The organism is Rhodococcus sp. IEGM 1379 (assembly GCF_030056815.1).
Taxonomy (GTDB): domain Bacteria; phylum Actinomycetota; class Actinomycetes; order Mycobacteriales; family Mycobacteriaceae; genus Rhodococcus_F.
In genome coordinates this window covers 60565-78579 of the sequence record NZ_JASHKR010000006.1, presented here as the reverse complement: position 1 = coordinate 78579, position 18015 = coordinate 60565, and the positions used below count along the sequence as shown (strand labels likewise).

General features: G+C 61.4%; 18 protein-coding genes and 1 riboswitch. Of the genes, 7 read left to right on the top strand and 11 right to left on the bottom strand.

Annotation, left to right across the window (positions count from 1 at the left end):
* Positions 1 to 37 precede the first annotated feature (37 nt).
* A complete protein-coding gene (locus QM600_RS05750; protein ID WP_283260506.1) occupies positions 38 to 1339 on the bottom strand; it encodes a restriction system modified-DNA reader domain-containing protein in 1302 nt (433 codons plus the stop codon).
* Between the two features lie 416 nt (positions 1340 to 1755).
* On the opposite strand from QM600_RS05750, the gene QM600_RS05745 reads away from it, so the two are divergent.
* Positions 1756 to 2961 (top strand): RNA-guided endonuclease InsQ/TnpB family protein, encoded by a 1206-nt coding sequence (locus tag QM600_RS05745; RefSeq protein WP_502942892.1) that lies wholly within the window; start codon positions 1756 to 1758, stop codon positions 2959 to 2961.
* 266 nt (positions 2962 to 3227) lie between these two features.
* Positions 3228 to 4520 carry a D-alanyl-D-alanine carboxypeptidase family protein gene (locus tag QM600_RS05735; RefSeq protein ID WP_283260601.1) on the top strand — a complete coding sequence of 431 codons (1293 nt, stop codon included), beginning with the start codon at positions 3228 to 3230 and terminating at the stop codon, positions 4518 to 4520.
* 3 nt (positions 4521 to 4523) lie between these two features.
* On the opposite strand, the gene yhjD is transcribed toward QM600_RS05735, so the two are convergent.
* The 7 genes from yhjD to QM600_RS05700 form a co-directional block, all read right to left on the bottom strand.
* Positions 4524 to 5594, bottom strand: a complete 1071-nt coding sequence (gene yhjD, locus QM600_RS05730) for an inner membrane protein YhjD (protein WP_283260505.1) — start codon at positions 5592 to 5594, stop codon at positions 4524 to 4526.
* A gap of 33 nt (positions 5595 to 5627) precedes the next feature.
* Positions 5628 to 6662 carry a tryptophan--tRNA ligase gene (trpS, locus tag QM600_RS05725; protein ID WP_283260504.1) on the bottom strand — a complete coding sequence of 345 codons (1035 nt, stop codon included), beginning with the start codon at positions 6660 to 6662 and terminating at the stop codon, positions 5628 to 5630.
* A gap of 26 nt (positions 6663 to 6688) precedes the next feature.
* Entirely contained in the window at positions 6689 to 7183 is a 495-nt protein-coding gene (locus QM600_RS05720) for a barstar family protein (RefSeq protein WP_283260503.1), read from the bottom strand.
* The gene (locus QM600_RS05715; protein WP_283260502.1) at positions 7183 to 7719 is read right to left on the bottom strand and encodes a guanyl-specific ribonuclease; all 537 of its coding nucleotides are present in this window, start codon (positions 7717 to 7719) and stop codon (positions 7183 to 7185) included. The genes QM600_RS05720 and QM600_RS05715 overlap by 1 nt, the downstream gene beginning before the upstream one ends.
* An 8-nt stretch (positions 7720 to 7727) precedes the next feature.
* Positions 7728 to 8573 (bottom strand): exodeoxyribonuclease III, encoded by an 846-nt coding sequence (locus tag QM600_RS05710; RefSeq protein ID WP_283260501.1) that lies wholly within the window; start codon positions 8571 to 8573, stop codon positions 7728 to 7730.
* Between the two features lie 25 nt (positions 8574 to 8598).
* Entirely contained in the window at positions 8599 to 9738 is a 1140-nt protein-coding gene (locus QM600_RS05705) for an MFS transporter (protein WP_283260600.1), read from the bottom strand.
* 204 nt (positions 9739 to 9942) lie between these two features.
* Positions 9943 to 11166 (bottom strand): NADP-dependent isocitrate dehydrogenase, encoded by a 1224-nt coding sequence (locus QM600_RS05700; RefSeq protein ID WP_283260500.1) that lies wholly within the window; start codon positions 11164 to 11166, stop codon positions 9943 to 9945.
* Between the two features lie 305 nt (positions 11167 to 11471).
* Positions 11472 to 11585, top strand: a riboswitch (SAM riboswitch).
* 169 nt (positions 11586 to 11754) lie between these two features.
* Here QM600_RS05700 and QM600_RS05695 point away from each other — a divergent pair.
* Together QM600_RS05695 and metX are read left to right on the top strand one after the other, a co-directional pair.
* Complete coding sequence (locus QM600_RS05695) at positions 11755 to 13050, top strand: bifunctional o-acetylhomoserine/o-acetylserine sulfhydrylase (protein ID WP_283260499.1); 1296 nt, start codon at positions 11755 to 11757, stop codon at positions 13048 to 13050.
* On the top strand, positions 13047 to 14183 hold the full coding sequence (gene metX / locus QM600_RS05690) for a homoserine O-acetyltransferase MetX (RefSeq protein ID WP_502942891.1): 1137 nt from the start codon (positions 13047 to 13049) through the stop codon (positions 14181 to 14183). The genes QM600_RS05695 and metX overlap by 4 nt, the downstream gene beginning before the upstream one ends.
* A gap of 4 nt (positions 14184 to 14187) precedes the next feature.
* On the opposite strand, the gene QM600_RS05685 is transcribed toward metX, so the two are convergent.
* A complete protein-coding gene (locus QM600_RS05685; protein WP_283260498.1) occupies positions 14188 to 15192 on the bottom strand; it encodes an RCC1 domain-containing protein in 1005 nt (334 codons plus the stop codon).
* 266 nt (positions 15193 to 15458) lie between these two features.
* On the opposite strand from QM600_RS05685, the gene QM600_RS05680 reads away from it, so the two are divergent.
* Together QM600_RS05680 and QM600_RS29775 are read left to right on the top strand one after the other, a co-directional pair.
* Positions 15459 to 16118 carry an SNF2-related protein gene (locus tag QM600_RS05680; RefSeq protein ID WP_283260497.1) on the top strand — a complete coding sequence of 220 codons (660 nt, stop codon included), beginning with the start codon at positions 15459 to 15461 and terminating at the stop codon, positions 16116 to 16118.
* A complete protein-coding gene (locus QM600_RS29775; protein WP_502942895.1) occupies positions 16001 to 16291 on the top strand; it encodes an SNF2-related protein in 291 nt (96 codons plus the stop codon). Before QM600_RS05680 ends, QM600_RS29775 begins: the two co-directional genes overlap by 118 nt.
* An 8-nt stretch (positions 16292 to 16299) precedes the next feature.
* Here the strand turns inward: QM600_RS29775 and QM600_RS05670 are convergent, their stop codons facing one another.
* On the bottom strand, positions 16300 to 16584 hold the full coding sequence (locus QM600_RS05670) for a DUF3017 domain-containing protein (RefSeq protein ID WP_283260496.1): 285 nt from the start codon (positions 16582 to 16584) through the stop codon (positions 16300 to 16302).
* Positions 16585 to 16589: 5 nt separating this feature from the next.
* The gene (locus QM600_RS05665; RefSeq protein ID WP_283260495.1) at positions 16590 to 17447 is read right to left on the bottom strand and encodes a bifunctional methylenetetrahydrofolate dehydrogenase/methenyltetrahydrofolate cyclohydrolase; all 858 of its coding nucleotides are present in this window, start codon (positions 17445 to 17447) and stop codon (positions 16590 to 16592) included.
* Positions 17448 to 17511: 64 nt separating this feature from the next.
* Between QM600_RS05665 and QM600_RS05660 the strand changes: the two genes are divergently transcribed.
* Positions 17512 to 18015 (top strand): GNAT family N-acetyltransferase, encoded by a 504-nt coding sequence (locus tag QM600_RS05660; protein WP_502942894.1) that lies wholly within the window; start codon positions 17512 to 17514, stop codon positions 18013 to 18015.

Sequence of the window (18015 nt, the reverse complement as noted above, 5' to 3'; positions counted from 1 at the left end):
AGCATTCGACATTCTCTGTCTCAGCATCTTCTGTCGTCTAGCGGTCGACATAGTCGCGAAGCAACGCAATCATCTGCCGGAACTGGGTAATGGTGTGCGGCGGGACAGCGTCCCGGTTGAAATGCATAACGTCGTTGCGCACCTTACGGAGTTCAGCCAACCCCTTTAGGAAGGTCTTGCGGTCGAAAGGCCAGTCCAACGACTTCCAGGTGTCCTCGTGTGACAGGACGCGCTCGTAGTGACCCATTGTCAATTGTCCGAAACCCTCGATCACCTGGCCTGAATCCCCGACGCAGATGGCACTGACGGTATCTATGTCGACATTGTTGATCAATACCCGACGAAGGATCTGATCGAGCTCACCGATCAAGAGAAACGGAGTCGCCAATGCACCGTATGCAGCAACCACGTCGGCGGTTGTCACGATTCCAGAGATCTCATTCTGCGGTCCCCGCACAAGTGCGAAGTCAAATTTCTGCAAGTCAGGCAGGACGTCAATAAGCTCCTTATCATAAGGATGCTCACGCGCCTCGATCGTGGCGTCACGGAGTGTGGCGTCAGCATTGCGATGGCGGGCGCGCGCGATCGACTGCCATGTGACCGCTCCCTTCACAGTCCTAGGTCCGGCCAACACCGGCAGTTGGGAGTAATCGTGGAGATACATCTTCGTGATCGCTTCTTCGAGAGAGGAATTCGGACTCACCGACACCACTTCGGAATTCGCAGAGCTGATGTTGCCGAGAGTAATACCGATCTCGTCCAGTCCGAGAGGATCATCGCGTGCGGCATCTTCCTCCTCTTGGTCAGTGTCTGTGCGCCGCTTATGAAGAACGATCACGTCCTCGACGCCGACCTTGAGATAGTTCGGTGTCGTGACCAAGTCATGATTGGTCAGGTCCGCGTCGATCTCATCGGTGACGATCTGCGAGCGCGTCGTCGCCCTCCAGAGTTTGAGGAATTCGAGTACTGTCAGCGGCTTGCCCTTGCCATCGACGCCTGCAAGGAATTCCTGCCGTTCACGAATTTGCCTGTCTTGCTCCGTATCCGCGAGCTGAGATTTCTGCTGTTCGAGCAATTGTTCACGAAGCTGGTGGAGGTATCGACCGGACTCCCCGACCTGCCATGCGTGCCACCCGTCCAATGACACCTCGGCGACGTTTGACGCAGCACTTGAAGGACTGGTGTATCGGTGCCCCTCCACTCTCAGCGCACCGTCCTTCTCTACGATCGCCTCGTACCGTTCTCCGGCGCGGGGTCTCGAGAAAACCAACGTCTGCCCCGGTTCGAGCAGACCTGCCTTGATCAGGTCGGCGACGCGAATACGGCGCCCTCCGATCAACAGCTGCTTCCTTCTTTCTAAGCTACCCATCTCGTATCTCGACTCCTCCGTCAACGACGCTGTTCAGCCGTTCAGCTTGATACACTGCATGATTCACCAAATTCTTCTGGCGGCTCGAGATCCGCGCAGATCCGGTGACTGTATCTACATACTGCATGTCGGGCTGGCACATCCACGCCACCTTGGCTCTATACGGTGACAGAAGACCCATCCGCATCGTCAACTTTCACGATTCCGATGTTCCTGCAATCGCTCGTGCTGTGTCCGCAGGTCGCGGTGTACCTGAGATAATCGCCCGCCGAAGGGTCCCTGTCGCCGTATTGAATTCGGCTGGCTGTCGTACCCCAATGCCATGATCTGTTCGTAGTGGTTGCCGCGGCAATCCAAGTGTGAATCCTTCGAGGAAGGCGGTGATCGTGGTGAAGCGGATCGTGATGATCAAGCTCGCCGTCACCGACGAGCAAGCTGCCGCGTTGAAGCAGACGCTGCTCACCTGCAACCGAGCTGCCGACGTCGTTTCCGATGTCGCTCAACCTGCCTCTGATCGGCGTGCGTTCACGTTGCACGAGTCGGTGTACACGCAGATCAAGGCGCTCGGTTTGTCGGCACAACCGGCGGTTCGAGTGATCAAGAAAGTCGCTGCTGCCTACGCCACCCGAACTGCGAACCTCAAAGCCGGAAACTACGGCCGACCTGGTTCGAAGCAGTATGCGGGTGTGGCGGATTCCGCAGTTCGTTTCCGCCCGCTGGCGGCGCAACCGTTCGACGATCGGTGCCTGTCGTGGCAACTGGACTCCTCGACCGTCTCCATCTGGACGACGGCGGGGCGGATGCGGGGTGTGCGGTTCGTGTGCGCGCCGTGGCAGCGGACGCTGTTGGCGGACCGCAAAGGGGAATCGGATCTGGTCTACCGCGACGGCCAGTTCTATCTGTACGCCACCATCGACCAACCAGCACCGACACAGGTCGTACCGGCGAAGGATCCGGTCGATGGTTGGTTGGGTGTGGACCTCGGGATCGTGAATCTGGCGGTCACTACCGACGATGATCCCGCTGAGCTTGATGTGCGGTGGTCCGACGGTGCTGTCAGCGCGCGGCGGAAGAAGAACCAGGTGATGCGGACGGCGTTGCAGAAGGTGGGTACGAAGTCCGCGAAGCGGAAGTTGAAGACTCGGCGACGGAAGGAACAACGGTTCGCCACCGACGTCAACCATCAGTTGTCGAAAACAATTGTTGCTCAGGCGCAACGCACCGATCGGGCTATCGCGATAGAGGATCTATCGGGGATTCGTGATCGGGTACGGCTGGCCAAGAAGCAGCGAGCGCAGGTGCATTCGTGGGCTTACGCCCAGTTGCGCAACTTCGTCACCTACAAAGCGGAGATGGCCGGGGTGCCGGTGCAGGTGATCGACCCGCGCAACACGTCCCGAACCTGCTCGCGGTGTGGGTTTTGTGATGTGAAGAATCGCAGAAGTCAAGCTAGGTTCGCGTGCCGAGAATGTGGGTGGACCGCGCACGCGGACCACAATGCTGCCCGCAATATTGCCGCGCTCGGGCATGAAAAGTATTGGGCCGCTCAATCAACCGTGCCTATAGCAGCCACCGCTCTAGCATCCAGCTAGGTCGGTGAGCAGCAAACCTGGCCCTTCAGAGCCGGGTAGTTGATCTGATCCCCCTCCTGATACGGGACCACCCACCCCGTATGGGCATAGCCAGGTTCGCCGCCAGGCGCCTCCATAACCATGTCCAGCGACACGAATTCAGTCACCACAACCTTGCCCATACCGATCTCCTGCCAGACGCACCGATCGAACTACTGACGGTTCCACTGTTGCAGAATGTGCGGCGATTCGGTGGTTGCGCACAATTCGCCTACCCTCGAATCGAGATGATGTGGCGTAGAGCGTGTGCAGTGGTTGTTGCCGGAACCGTACTTTCCGGAATCGGAGGGGTGTCGGGAATCGCCGGGGCTCAGCCTGCTCCCCCACCAGCACCAACGACGTCGGCACCGTTCACCACGCCGAATACCGACAGTTGCCCGTTCACGAGCCGCCCAGCTCCCGCCGTCGACCTCTCCGAGGTTCCCTCGCCCGGAACCACTGCGCCCGCTCCGATGCCAGTTCCTTCCGATCCCGTCGGCGGAGATCAGCTCGGCGGCTGTGGTGTCATCCTTCCTGCCGGCGCTCCCCCCTTGCCCGCAGACATCGCCGCCTCCGGTTGGGTACTCGCCGACGCGAACACTGGTGAAGTACTTGCCGCAAAGGACCCTCACGGCCGCTACCGCCCGGCCAGCACGATCAAAATGCTCCTGGCTCTGGTCGCCCTGGACGAACTGAACCTCGACACTGTAGTCACTGCAACAGCTGAGGATGCCAATGCCGAAGGCAGCGCAGTCGGTATCGGCAAGGACGGAACTTATACCAACCGCCAACTGATGCAGGGTCTCGTCATGGCTTCGGGCAACGACGCCGCGCATGCGCTGGCCCGCCAACTCGGCGGTGACGCTGCGGCTGTCAAGAAGATGAACGCACTCGCAGCCGACCTCGGCGCACTCGATACCCGTACGGCGACTCCCTCAGGGTTGGACGGGCCGGGAATGAGCAGCTCGCCCTACGATCTTGCAGTGATCTTCCATGCGGCACTGCAGAATCCGACATTCGCGGAACTCATCCATACCGAAACCGTCGAGTTTCCGGGATTCCCCAAGGACCCGACGATCCCCGAAGATCAGGACCGCCCCGGCTTCACTCTCGCCAACGACAACCAGTTGCTCTACAACTACGACGGAGCTTTGGGCGGCAAAACCGGGTTCACCGACGATGCCCGCCACACGTATGTCGGTGCAGCCCAGCGGAACGGTCGAACGCTCCTCGTCACGTTGATGGGCGGCGAAGCGAAGCCGATCCGCCCGTGGGAGCAAGCCGCCCGCCTTCTCGACTTCGGATTCAGCCTCACCCCCACGATGACCGTCGGAACCTTGACCGATCTCACGTCTACTTACGACAAATCCGACGTGGCAACCATGACCGAGCGGGTGCCCCCTGGTGAAATGTCAACTGCCGGAGCAACGCCAGGCAGTCACTTCAGCACGACTGCCCGCACCGCGATTATCGGCTCGGGAGCTGCGGTTGTTCTCGGGTTGATTCTCGGTTCTGTCGTATTGAGCCGTCGACGCCGCTGACGCTCAGCGGCGTCGACGCAAGAACCCCGAAAGGCCGAGCCCGGCAACGACGCCCGTCGCAATCAATGCCGCTGTACGCGACGAGGAAGCACCGTCCGCGACAACGATCCGCGGCGCGATAATTGCCGGATCCGGTGGCGGAATGTATGCCAGCGCAAGGCTTTCCTTCGTGGTCGCGGCCCACGCGGTACAGAACAACAACATTCGTGAGGCTGTGAAAACGAACACCAACAGACCGATGATCGGACCGAAAGCCACTCCGGCAGGACCGCTACTGACCGCCGAAAGATAGATCGCACCAACCTGTTTGAACACCTCGAACACAAGTGCTGCCATCAGTGCCGCCCTGGCGGCACTATGCAGAGTGACCGGTTCACGAGGCAATCGGGCGATTACCCACAAGAACACAGCCCACGTTGCCAGTAGCGACAGCACTGTCGAGACGATCCGTAGGCCGACACCGACGCCGGTGATGTTCTCGAGGTTGAGCCACGTGATGACTTGGTGTGCAACCGGTCCGCTGCTCAATGCAGACAGACCGAGAGAAACGATCAGAGCCAGGCCAAGACCGACAAGTGCGCCCGCATCCCCGAGTTTGGTACGCACGAAGCCCTTGGAATCACGCTTGCTCTCCCACATCGCGGTGAGCGCGTCCCGAACGTTGGCCATCCAGCCGAGGCCCGCGTAGGCCGCGCCGAGAAAACCGAACACACCCACGCGGGCGCGGGCATCGATCGCCGACTGAATCAAGGAGTTGATTGTGTCGCCGAGGCTGCCCGGGATCGATTTGGTGATCTGTTCCTGAATCGAGTCCAGATATTCGGGATGACCGGCCAAGACAAAACCCGCAACCGCAAACACGACCATGAGGATCGGTATCAGTGCCAGCACACTGAAATACGTGATGCCGGCAGCGTAGTAGTCACCCTTCTGGTTCTGGAATCGGAGACCTGCCCGCACCAGATGATCCAGCCAGGGACGCGCTGCGCGCTGTTTGTCGAGGAAACTCGGTTTCTCGACGTCAACTGCATTTTCCGCGACACGTGCTTTTCCCGCGACACCTGCATCGGCCACTGCGCTCCCCCTCAAGTCGTGTATGCGGTCCGATCAGCCCTTGGGTGTCAGGAACCCGATCTTTTCGTAGACGGTGGCGAGAGTGCTCGACGATACCTCGCGAGCGCGGTGCGAACCGGCTGCGATGATGCGGTCCAATTCAGCTTCGTCGGCAAGGTATCCCTCCACCTTCGCTTTGAGCGGGGTGACGAAGTCTGCCAGAACTTCAGCGGTATCGGACTTGAGATCGCCGTAGCCCTTTCCTTCGTAACCAGCCACCAGCTTGTCGATCGGGACACCCGAGAGAGCCGACTGGATAGTCAGCAAGTTGCTGACGCCGGGCTTGTTCTCCTGATCGAAGCGGATCTCACGCTCGTTGTCCGTAACCGCGGACTTGATCTTCTTGGCGGAGACCTTGGGGTCGTCGAGCAGGTTGATCAGACCGGCGGGGCTGGCCGCAGACTTGCTCATCTTGGAGGTAGGATCCTGCAAATCGTAGATCTTGGCCGTGCCCTTGATGATCTGCGGTTCAGGGATGACAAATGCCTTGCCGTAGCGCGAGTTGAAGCGGCCTGCCAGATCGCGTGCCAGCTCGAGGTGCTGACGCTGATCCTCGCCCACCGGAACGCGCTGCGGGCGGTACAGCAAGATATCGGCAGCCATCAGAACCGGGTACGTGAACAACCCGACGCTGGCATTGTCACTGCCCTGCTTGGACGACTTGTCCTTGAACTGCGTCATCCGACTGGCCTCGCCGAAACCTGTGATGCAGTTCAAAACCCATGCGAGCTGAGCGTGCTCGGGAACCTGACTCTGAACAAAAACCGTTGCGCGATCCGGATCGATACCGATCGCGAGAAGCTGAGCCACAGCAACTTTGGTGCGTCGACGCAGTTCCTTGGGGTCCTGCGTGACCGTGATGGCATGGAGATCCGGGATGAAGTAGAAGGCGTCGAAATCGTCCTGTAACGGTACCCACTGCTGCAACGCGCCCAGGTAATTGCCGAGGTGGAAAGAATCCGACGTCGGCTGGATGCCGGAAAGCACGCGAGGCTTGGTTGTGGGCGTCTGTTCTGCAGAGGTCGACATGGTTCCGATCTTTTCACGAGGTAGTTTCAGCGCGGCGCTGTGGTGTCCGGGTAGTCGAGTTCGACGAGTTCGGCGGCAAAGGAATCCGCGCAATCGGTACCGAACTGGTAAGCAGTCCGGAACGCTGTCGGGGCCCATTCTTCGGCGTAAAAATCCATGGACTCTCGGAACCAGGCCACCTGATCCGGTTCGCCGCTCAGCAGCAATTCGGCATCGCTGACCAGGACGACAAACCCAGCGCCCAGGCCGAGCACGTCGTCCAGATCGCGCATGACGTCGTCGAACGCGTCTTTGTTGCGCCCGAAATGGGACGGGAACTGGAAGGCCGCTGCAAACTCGTCGTACACCTGCGAGATGGTCAGCATGCGCGCGCCACGAACGATGCGGACAACATAGTCCGCAGTGCGTAGGTCGCGGGCCAACCTGTCGAGGACCGCCGGGGCAGCCGGCACGGCCACCGATATGACATCCGATACCGGATCGAGCCATCGGTCCACATCGACGCGTCGTTGATCACACATCAGCGAATCCTCATGAAGGTGTCGTAGTGGTCCAATGTGTACCAGGCGGAACCGTCGTTGCCGGTCACGATGCGCTCGGCATCACGGCCCTGACCGTTCTTCTTCGGGTTCACGTCCCACTCCTGATAGACGACGCGGCCGCCGCCCGCACCGACCGCCGGCAGCCTGCCCTCACTGTTGCGGAAGGTGATGCCGCCCTTGGTTCCGACCGAGTTCGCGGAATCCGGCCAACGACCGGCGTCGATCTCGACCAGGGTCGCGAGGACGCGTGATGGTGCGTCGCTGCTCGACTCTTTTGCGGTCGTCTGTTTCGCAGTTGTTGTCGGCCCCGCACCGGGTTTCGGTTTTGCACTCGCGGTGACCGCAGTCTTCGAGGTACCGGTCCCTTGCGACGCGGCAGTTACGTTCGATGATGCGGAACTGTCGGAGTCTTTGGAGGACAACACCAGACCGAGCACAATCGCCACCACCGCGACGACGACGGTGACTATCGCTTTGAGGGTCTTCGCACTCGGCAATTTCGAGCCTTCGGACATCTGATCGCCTACCGGTACGAGACTGTGACGGGAGCGTGATCGGACCAGCGCAGATCATAGGACTCGGCGCGTTCCACGGCACCAGCCTTGGCGCGCTCGGCGAATGCGCGGGTGGATACCTGGTAGTCGATACGCCAGCCGGAGTCGTTGTCGAAAGCCTTACCGCGATACGACCACCACGAGTACGGTCCCTCGACATCGGGATGCAGCGTCCGGAAGACGTCGACCCAGGGAGATGCCTCGGCGAAGAGGAGGTCCATCCACTCACGCTCGCTGGGCAGGAATCCGGAAGACTTCTTGTTGCCCTTCCAGTTCTTCAGGTCTGCTTCCTTGTGCGCGATGTTCCAGTCGCCGCTGACAACGACATGCCGTCCAAGCGTCTCGGCTTCTGACGCCGTGGCCGACAGGTGAGCTGCGAACGAGTTCATGAATCGTTCCTTCGCCTCCTGCTTCGGAGTTTCGGCTTCCCCCGTCGGCAGATACAGGCTCGCAACCGTCAGATCCGCGAAGTCCGCCTCGATGTAGCGACCGGCGTCCTGAAACTCGTCGTCACCGAAACCGATGCGGACGGCGTCGGCCTCGACGCGGGAGAGGATTGCCACACCGTTGCGTCCCTTCGCCGACGGCTCAGCCGAGACGAGGAACCATCCGTTCGACAAGGCAGGTTCGAGAGTCTCGTGCAACTGCTTGTCCGACGCCCGAGTTTCCTGGAGGCAGATGAAATCCGCGTCTGTCTTCTCGAGCCACTCGAGCATTCCCTTGCGGGCAGCGGCGCGAACGCCGTTGACGTTCACAGAGGTGATCGTGTGTGGCGCGAGAATGTGGGAGTCAGCTTTTTGAGGCACGGCAAGCACCGTAGCCGATGGTGCCGACGATCTTTCAGTTTGCCGCCCTACGCGCCATGATTACAGCCGCTGCCAGCACAACAAGACCGGCGACGGCGAGTAGAGATCCGACTGCCGCCGGCGCGGTGTATCCGTATCCGGCCGCGATGACGACACCACCGATCCAGGCTCCGAAGGCGTTGGCGATGTTGAGTGCGGCATGGTTGAGCGAAGCTGCGAGAGTCTGAGCGTCTTCGGCGACGTCCATCAGACGCGTCTGCAAACCGGGGACCATCGACGAACCGGCCAGCCCGATGAGAAACAGGAAGATCAGCGCGGTGTACGGGTTGCGGACCGCGACGACGAAGATAGCGAGCACAACGGCGAGCGACGCCATCGAGATGAACAGGCCCTTCATGAGAGCGCGGTCGGACAGGTAACCGCCGACGAAATTGCCGACCACCATGCCCATCCCGTAGATCATCAGTGCCAGTGGGATCAAGGAGATTCCCAGCCCGGATACATCGGTCAAGGCGGTGCTCACATACGTGTAGACCGCGAACATGCCGCCGAATCCGACCATGCCGACGATCAAGGTCATCCATACCTGGGGACGGCCCAACGCCCCGAGCTCGGTGATCGGATTACTGGCAGGCATCGCGTCGAGCCGCGGAATCCAGATGAGCAGCGACACCACCGTGGCGACACCGATCACCGCGACCAGCGCGAAGGCGCTACGCCACCCCACAGTTTGGCCGAGCCACGCTGCAGCCGGAACACCGACGACATTGGCAACCGAGAGCCCCATCATCACCATGGCGACGGCTTTGGCACGTTTGCCTGCCTCGGCCAAGTGCGCCGCGACCAACGCCGCCACACCGAAGTACGCGCCGTGAGGCAAACCGGCAACAAATCGAGCCAGCATCAGCGTCTCGTACGACGGCGCAAACACGGAAGCCGCATTGCCGACGGTGAAGGCGACCATCAGTGCGATCAGCAATGTGCGCCGTGGGATGCGCGCTGTGAGCGCTGCAAGCAACGGAGCACCCACAACCACCCCGAGCGCGTACGCCGAGATCACGTGGCCGGCTGTGGGCTCGGAGACGCCTAGACCTGTTGCCATCTCCGGCAGCAAACCCATAGCGACAAATTCGGTAGTGCCGATACCGAAACCGCCCAGAGCCAGTGCGAGCATGGCCGCGCGCCTGCCGGAACGAACACCGGAAGAAATGGCGGGTGCGGAGGCGGTAGGCGAAGTCACCGGTCAATTGTTGTCTCGAGGGTGGTTGAACTTCCAAGTGAGAGCGGGTGAGTTCACTCACGTGAGAGCGCAAACACCTTCAAACGCATGATGGGACGCCCGGAATATCCGGGCGTCCCATGCGATGAAGCTGTGAAACTAGCGTGCTGCCATTGCCTTCTGCAGGTTTACATCGAGCGCACCGAGGAATTCCTCAGTGGTCAGGTAACCCTGGTCGCCGCCGACCAGCATCGCGAGGTCCTTGGTCATCTGACCGCTTTCGACGGTCTTGATGACAACGTCTTCGAGCGCCTGCGCGAAGCCGATGACCTCAGGAGTGTTGTCGAGCTTGCCACGGTGCTCGAGCCCACGAGTCCACGCGAAGATGGACGCGATCGGGTTGGTCGAGGTGGGCTTGCCCTGCTGGTGCTGACGGAAGTGACGCGTCACGGTGCCGTGAGCAGCCTCTGCCTCACAGGTCTTTCCGTCCGGTGTCAGCAGAACCGACGTCATGAGGCCGAGTGAGCCGAAGCCCTGGGCCACGGTGTCGGACTGGACGTCGCCGTCGTAGTTTTTGCATGCCCAGACGTAGCCGCCCTCCCACTTGAGTGCGGAAGCGACCATGTCGTCGATGAGGCGGTGCTCGTAGGTCAGACCTGCGGCATCGAACTCAGCCTTGAACTCAGTCTCGTAGACGTGCTGGAAGATGTCCTTGAAGGCACCGTCGTACGCCTTGAGAATGGTGTTCTTGGTGGACAGGTACACCGGGTAGTTCTGCTGCAGACCATAGGTGAGCGACGCACGAGCAAAGTCACGGATGGACGTGGTGAAGTTGTACTGCCCCTGGACGACGCCGCCCTCTTCGGGGAAGTTGACCAGTTCGTGCTCGATCGGTGCGCTTCCGTCCTCAGGCGTGTAGGTGATCATCACCTTGCCGGGGCCGGGGACCTTGAAGTCTGTGGCGCGGTACTGGTCACCGAATGCGTGACGGCCGATGATGATCGGCTTGGTCCAGCCCGGGACGAGTCGCGGAACGTTCGAGATGATGATCGGTGCGCGGAAAATCGTGCCGCCGAGAATGTTGCGGATCGTTCCGTTCGGGGAACGCCACATCTTCTTGAGACCGAATTCCTCGACGCGCTCCTCGTCCGGCGTGATGGTGGCGCACTTGACGCCCACACCGTGCTTCAGAATCGCGTGGGCGGCGTCGATGGTGACCTGGTCATCCGTCTCGTCGCGATATTCGATACCGAGGTCGTAGTACTCGAGGTTCACATCGAGGTACGGATGGATCAACTTGTCTTTGATGAACTGCCAGATAATGCGGGTCATCTCATCGCCGTCGAGTTCGACGACGGTGCCCTCAACCTTAATTTTGGACATGGGTGCTTCGCGTCCTCCTAGGAAGTTTCCCTGGTTACACGGTTGCGGTCACACTTTGTAAGTGAGTCCGCGAACGGTTCGATTATCAAACCTAGACGGTGTGGACTGATCCCGGGAGATGAGTCTCAAACAAGACAAGCGTACTGCTAAGCCTGAGAGTCGCAACCAGCAGCCCCTTCCCTTTGTCTCTACTGACCGGTAACTTTTACCTGCTAGTGGGCCACATCGCTTCCAACCACCACACGTAACGGCACGCACTTCGACCCGCGTCGTGCGCCGCCTTCACTCCCGGTAGAATTCGACTCGGTCATGAGTACCAGCGTCAAGCCCCGGCTCGCTGGACGGCAACCCTCCAACCGCGGTGGGGTGCCCCGGGTGATGACCAGGTCTCCTGAGGTGGGTCTGCGCACGCGCATATCCACTGCATTTTCAGGCGACAAGCGCGGGTCCGACAGGGACGGACCCCAGACCGGGCCGAGCCCTACGGAGGTTTTTCAGTATGTGTCGCACTTGTAGATAGGCCCCAGCACGGGGCGGCGATCATTCGCCCCCGTCCGACATCTATCCGTCTGACCACTGGAGTACAAAATGACAGACAACACCGCTGACTGGTCTTTCGAAACCAAACAGGTCCACGCCGGCCAAACCGCAGACACCGCCACCAACGCGCGCGCACTACCCATCTACCAAACCACCAGCTACATCTTCGACAGCACCGACCACGCAGCCGCCCTCTTCGGCCTCACCGAACCCGGCAACATCTACACCCGCATCATGAACCCCACCCAAGACGCCGTCGAACAACGCATCGCCGCCCTCGAAGGCGGAGTCGCCGCACTCCTGCTCTCCTCCGGCCAAGCCGCCGAAACCCTCGCCATCCTCAACATCGCCGAAGCCGGCGACCACATCGTCGCCTCCCCCTGCCTCTACGGCGGCACCTACAACCTCCTGCACTACACCCTGCGCAAACTCGGTGTCGACACCACCTTCGTCGAAAACCCCGACAACCTCGACCAGTGGGCCGACGCCATCCGCCCCAACACCAAAGCATTCTTCGGCGAAACCATCGCCAACCCCAAAAACCACATCCTCGACATCCCCGGCATCAGCGCCGTAGCCCACAACCACGGCCTCCCCCTCATCGTCGACAACACCGTCGCCACCCCCTACCTACTACGCCCCTTCGAACACGGCGCCGACATCGTCGTCCACTCCGCCACCAAATACCTCGGCGGACACGGCACCGCCGTCGCCGGCGTCATCGTCGACGGCGGCACCTTCGACTGGACCCAGGGCCGACACACCAACTTCACCACCCCCGACCCCAGCTACCACGGCGTCAAATTCGCCGACCTCGGCGCACCCGCCTACGCCCTCAAGGCCCGCGTCCAACTACTCCGCGACCTCGGCGCCGCCGTCGCACCGTTCAACGCATTCCTCATCGCCCAGGGCATCGAAACCCTCTCCCTGCGCATCGAACGCCACGTCGCCAACGCACAGAAGGTCGCCGAGTTCCTCGAAAACCACGCCACCGTCGCGTCCGTCTCCTACGCCGGACTCCCCTCGTCGCCGTGGTTCGAACGCGGAAAGCAGTTGACCCCCAAGGGCACCGGCGCCATCGTCACCTTCGAGCTACCCGGCGGCGTCGACGCCGGCAAGAAGTTCGTCAACGCCCTGACCCTGCACAGCCACGTCGCCAATATCGGTGACGTCCGCTCCCTGGTCATCCACCCCGCGTCGACGACCCACTCGCAGCTCACCCCCGAAGAGCAGCTCGCCGCCGGCGTCACCCCCGGCCTGGTGCGTCTCGCTGTCGGTATCGAAGGTATCGACGACATCCTCGCCGACCTCGAAACCGGCCTGGCAGCGGCGGCAACCTCGTGACGGTAAACGAAGCGCGGCCCAGAATCGACCTCCTGCCGCCGGCCGGCGGCCAGATGGGGATCATCGAGATCGGATCGCTTCAACTCGAAAGCGGCGCGGTACTGCCTTCAGTCTCGCTCGCCGTCCAACGGTGGGGTGAGCTGACGCCGAACCACGACAACGTCGTACTGGTCGAGCACGCACTGACCGGCGACTCGTATGTCACCGGTCCGGTGACAGACACTCAGCCCTCCCCCGGCTGGTGGAACGGGATGATCGGCCCCGGCGAACCCGTCGACACCGGCGAATGGTGTGTCATCGCGACCAATGTCCTGGGCGGTTGCCGAGGCACTACGGGTCCGAGTTCGCTTGCCGAAGACGGCAAACCGTGGGGCAGCCGGTTCCCGGCCATCTCCATCCGCGATCAGGTCACTGCGGAGAAGAAGCTGATGGACCTCCTCGGCATCGACCGGCTTGCGTCGGTTGTCGGAGGGTCGATGGGCGGAATGCGCGCTCTCGAATGGGCGGTGTCATACCCCGAGAACCTGCTCTCCGCATTGATTCTGGCAACAGGTTCACGCGCTACGGCCGATCAAATCGGTACGCAGACAACACAAATCGCAGCCATCATGTCCGACCCCGATTGGCAGGGCGGCGATTATCACGGGACCGGACGATCACCTCGCGCGGGACTCAGCATCGCGAGGCGTGTTGCGCACCTCACCTACCGTGCCGAGGCTGAACTCGACATCCGCTTCGAGAACGCTGCCGAAGGAAACGAAAACCCTTGGGACGGTGGACGGTACGCAGTGCAGAGCTACCTGGAGCATCAGGCCGACAAGCTGGTGGCGCGTTTCGATCCCGGCACGTACGTGCTCCTGACCGAGGCCGTGAATCGCCACGACATCGGCCGGGGACGCGGTGGCATCGCTGCTGCATTGGCATCGATCACCGTGCCGGTTGTTGTTGGCGGAGTTGACTCCGATCGCGCCTACCCCCTGCGCCTTCAGGAAGAAATGGCAGCGGGAATCCCGAAGTGCACCGGCCTCGAAGTTCTCAACTCCAAGGACGGTCACGACGGTTTTCTCACGGAAGCCGGCGCCGTAGCCGAACTGTTGCGTCGGACAATGGAATTGGCGCGCTCGTCACGCTGAGCACTCAGCTTCCGGTCAGACTCCCCAGCGATCCGCTTCCCGTCGGAGCGGCCTCGGTTTGTGAGTTCAGAGCCACCGAATGGTACGCACCGGCGGCGATTGCGGTATAGCCGCCGCCGGTCGGGAGTGTGTCGAACTGCCCGTTCTCGTTGTTCCCCCACACGACGATGTGACCGTCGGCGGTCAATGCCACGGAATGTCGGAAGCCGACGGCGATCGCGGTGAAATCGCCCTCCTGCGGTATCCCGTCGAGCTGTCCGTAGTCGTTGTTCCCCCATCCGACTATGTGACCGTCACCGGTCAGCGCAAGAGTGTTGTCTTCACCGGCTGCGATCGCGGTGAAGCCGCCAACAGTCGGAAGTCCGTCACGCTGACCTTCGTCCTCGCCGCCCCACATGGTGACGTGGCCATCGGAAGTCAATGCCACCGAATGGAAGTTGCCGGCGGCAATCGCACGGAACCCGACCGTAGTCGGGATACCGTCACGCTGCTCGAATTCCTTACTTCCCCAGGTCACGATCTTGCCTTCGGGGGTCAACGCCAGAGCATGGAAGGTACCGGCAGCGATCCTGGTGAAACCGCCGCGTACCGGCAAGTCGTCCTGCTGCCCGAATTCGTCGCTTCCCCAGGCGGCGACGCGACCATCGGCGGTAAGTGCCACGGCATGATCCTCTCCCGCCGCGATTGCAGTGAATCCACCACCGGTCGGCACGTTCTCACGTTCACCCCAGACACTCTGGCCCCACACGGCGATGTAACCGTCGGCCGTCAAGGCCACCGAATGATGGTCACCGGCAGCGATTGCGGTGAAACCGCCACCGGTCGGGAGTCCGTCACGCTGACTTTCGGTGGTTCCACCCCACATTGCGATGTGGCCGGCATTATTGACCGGGACTCCGACCGGCGCAGCAACAGCAACGGTGGCCGTGGTGAGTGCCAAGACACCGACCGCAAGAACCGCAGCCAGACTTCGAAAGTGTTGACCTGAGAAAGCTTTCCATCGTTTCATACTGTCCTCGTTCGCGAGCCGCGCGCCATCTGACGCTGCGGACAATGCTAGCCAGTTACCCAGCCGAAACATCGCAATACGGCCAGAGCGGATCTATCACATTTCGTCAATGTCGGGAAAACCACACGTGATCAGCGTTTTTCACGGCGAATCCGTTAGCGCCCGGTCACTGATCCCAGCTAACATCGGCGCCCGTAACTCAACCGCGCCCTGATCGACTGCAGGCAACCTAACTGCCTGAACACATGGCGTTCGCGTTCTGGGGTGTGGCTGATCCGACTGGTGAACTCGAAACTTTGGGACTCCCGGTCGGAACGCCGGCCACCTACCGAATGGCAGTTCCGATCGACGATGTCATCGCGCCGACCGTAGTCGCGGTTCAGGTGATCGAGTTCGCCGAAGCAGTGCAGTCGTTGCGGACGTTGCGCGACGATCATGCCGGCATCGGCGAGTCCGTACTCGCCTGGAAGCGGGTGATCGACACCCGCGAACTGCAGTCCATGCCGACGGCGGCGCACGCCTCTCTCGACCGCGACGACACCGTCATCAAGAGTGCGACGTCGACTGCGACGCACTTCCTTCACGCACTGACCGTCCGCGACGAACTCGATCGAGCCCAGGTACAGGCGACTCTGCGTCCCTATCAGATGCAGGGAGTGGCCTGGTTGACAGCGTTGACCGAGTCCGGAGGTGGCATCCTCGCCGACGAAATGGGCCGGGGCAAGACATTGCAAGCCATTTCGATGATCGCGGTCAGGGCCGCCCACGGCCCCCACCTCGTTGTCTGTCCCACCTCGGTAATCGGAAACTGGCGACGCGAGATCAACCGATTTGCACCGCATCTCACCCTTCCTCGGCGATCTTCGACGAGGCTCAGCAGGTCAAGAATCCGTCGTCGCTGGCAGCACAGGCTGCGGCCCGCTTGAGCGCTGACGTGAAAGTAGCGATGACCGGAACACCTGTCGAGAACCGTCTCGAAGAACTGTGGTCGTTGTTCCAAGTAGCCAATCCCGGTGTGCGCCGATCTGCTGCCGCAAAGACGCAGAGCGAGTGGATTCCACTACACGAGATAGATGGATCGACGTTCTACGGAAGCTGACAGCTCACTCAGTCTGTCCCGAGCGGGTCGATCGTCAACGCCAACAGGACGATCAATGCGCCCATCACACCCATCGCTGCGGTGTCGAACTTCTTGCCGCGCACGGCAAGAAGCCCGACGCGTTCCGGCGATACAAACCATCGCGCAATAGCACCGATGATGACCGCCACTCCCAAGACCAGAGAGCCACGGCGCCACCGATCGGCCAGGACAAGAACAAAAGCTGCTGCGATCACGGTGAGAACCACGATCATGGGCAGATTCTTCTTCACGAGGCCGACCGGTGAGGTCATGAGATTCAGGCTCCGGCCAGGACTCGCTCGGCACGCTCGACCACGTTGGTGATCAGGAACGCACGCGTCAACGGGCCCACGCCACCGGGATTGGGCGAGACGAAGCCGGCAACCTCGTTGACGTCGGCGGCAACGTCGCCGCGCAATCCGTCGTCGGTCCGACTGACACCAACGTCGAGAATCGCGGCACCGGGCTTGACCATGTCTGCCGTGATCAGTCCGGGTACACCGGCGGCGGCGACGATGATGTCGGCGCGGCGAACTTCGGCAGCCAGATCGCGAGTTCCGGTGTGGCAGAGAGTAACTGTGGCGTTTTCGCTGCGGCGCGTCAGGAGAAGGCCGATGGGGCGGCCGACGGTGATGCCGCGGCCGACGACAACAACGTGGGCGCCGGCAATCGGGACCTCGTAGCGGCGCAGGAGGTGCAGGATTCCGCGCGGAGTGCAGGGCAGCGGAGCTTCCTTACCCAGAACCAACCGTCCGAGGTTCACGGGGTGCAGGCCGTCGGCATCCTTGTCGGGATCGATGCGCTCGAGGGCTGCGTTCTCGTCAAGGTGCTTGGGTAGCGGTAACTGCACGATGTAGCCGGTGCACTCGGGGTTGGCGTTGAGCTCGTCGATGGTGGCGTTGAGCTGTTCCTGCGTGATGTCCGCAGGCAGATCGCGTCGCAAGGAATTGATGCCGACCTTGGCGCAGTCGTTGTGCTTACCGCGGACGTAGGCAGCAGATCCTGGATCGTCTCCTACGAGGATGGTGCCCAAGCCGGGCGTGATGCCCGCTGCTTTCAGCGCGCTCACCCGCACCTTCAGGTCTTCGAAGATTTCGTCGCGGGTAGCTTTGCCGTCGAGGATCGTTGCAGTCACGGCGACCATTGTTCCAGGTTAAGGTCGGTGAGTGACAACGGCTCCGGAACTACGCGGTCCGAGGGTGCTCCTCACCCCCATCGCGCCCGACGATTATTCCCGGTTGAGGGCCATTCACCGGGACCCCGACGTGGTGAAGTGGTGGCAGAATCCCGACGGTCGAGCGGAGCGAGGGGATGTCGACGCAGACTGGCCGAGCACACCCGAACCCGGCACCATCCGATACAGCGTCTTCCACGGCAAACAGCTGATCGGATTCATTCAGTGGTACGCCGAGGACGACCCGGACTTCCGCCACGCCGGACTCGATCTGTTCCTCGATCCAGCTGTCCACGGACAAGGATTCGGCCGTGAAACCATCCGCATTCTGTGCGCTCATCTCATTGACGACCTGAAATTCCACCGGTTGGTCATCGATCCGGAAGTCGACAACACAATCGCGATCGCCTGCTACCGATCCGTGGGTTTCAAGGACGTCGGAGTGATGCGCGAATACTCCCGCGATCGCCACGGAGTCTGGAAAGACGGACTACTCCTGGACCTACTCGCGCGGGAGTTCATTCGCTAG

Excerpts from the sequence above, each read along its gene's own strand:
- QM600_RS05735 (WP_283260601.1), top strand. The coding sequence starts at position 3,228 with ATGATGTGGCGTAGAGCGTGTGCAGTGGTTGTTGCCGGAACCGTACTT.
- trpS (WP_283260504.1), bottom strand. The coding sequence starts at position 6,662 with ATGTCGACCTCTGCAGAACAGACGCCCACAACCAAGCCTCGCGTGCTT.
- QM600_RS05720 (WP_283260503.1), bottom strand. The coding sequence starts at position 7,183 with ATGTGTGATCAACGACGCGTCGATGTGGACCGATGGCTCGATCCGGTA.
- QM600_RS05715 (WP_283260502.1), bottom strand. The coding sequence starts at position 7,719 with ATGTCCGAAGGCTCGAAATTGCCGAGTGCGAAGACCCTCAAAGCGATA.
- QM600_RS05705 (WP_283260600.1), bottom strand. The coding sequence starts at position 9,738 with ATGCTCGCACTGGCTCTGGGCGGTTTCGGTATCGGCACTACCGAATTT.
- QM600_RS05700 (WP_283260500.1), bottom strand. The coding sequence starts at position 11,166 with ATGTCCAAAATTAAGGTTGAGGGCACCGTCGTCGAACTCGACGGCGAT.
- QM600_RS05695 (WP_283260499.1), top strand. The coding sequence starts at position 11,755 with ATGACAGACAACACCGCTGACTGGTCTTTCGAAACCAAACAGGTCCAC.
- QM600_RS05685 (WP_283260498.1), bottom strand. The coding sequence starts at position 15,192 with ATGAAACGATGGAAAGCTTTCTCAGGTCAACACTTTCGAAGTCTGGCT.
- QM600_RS05670 (WP_283260496.1), bottom strand. The coding sequence starts at position 16,584 with ATGACCTCACCGGTCGGCCTCGTGAAGAAGAATCTGCCCATGATCGTG.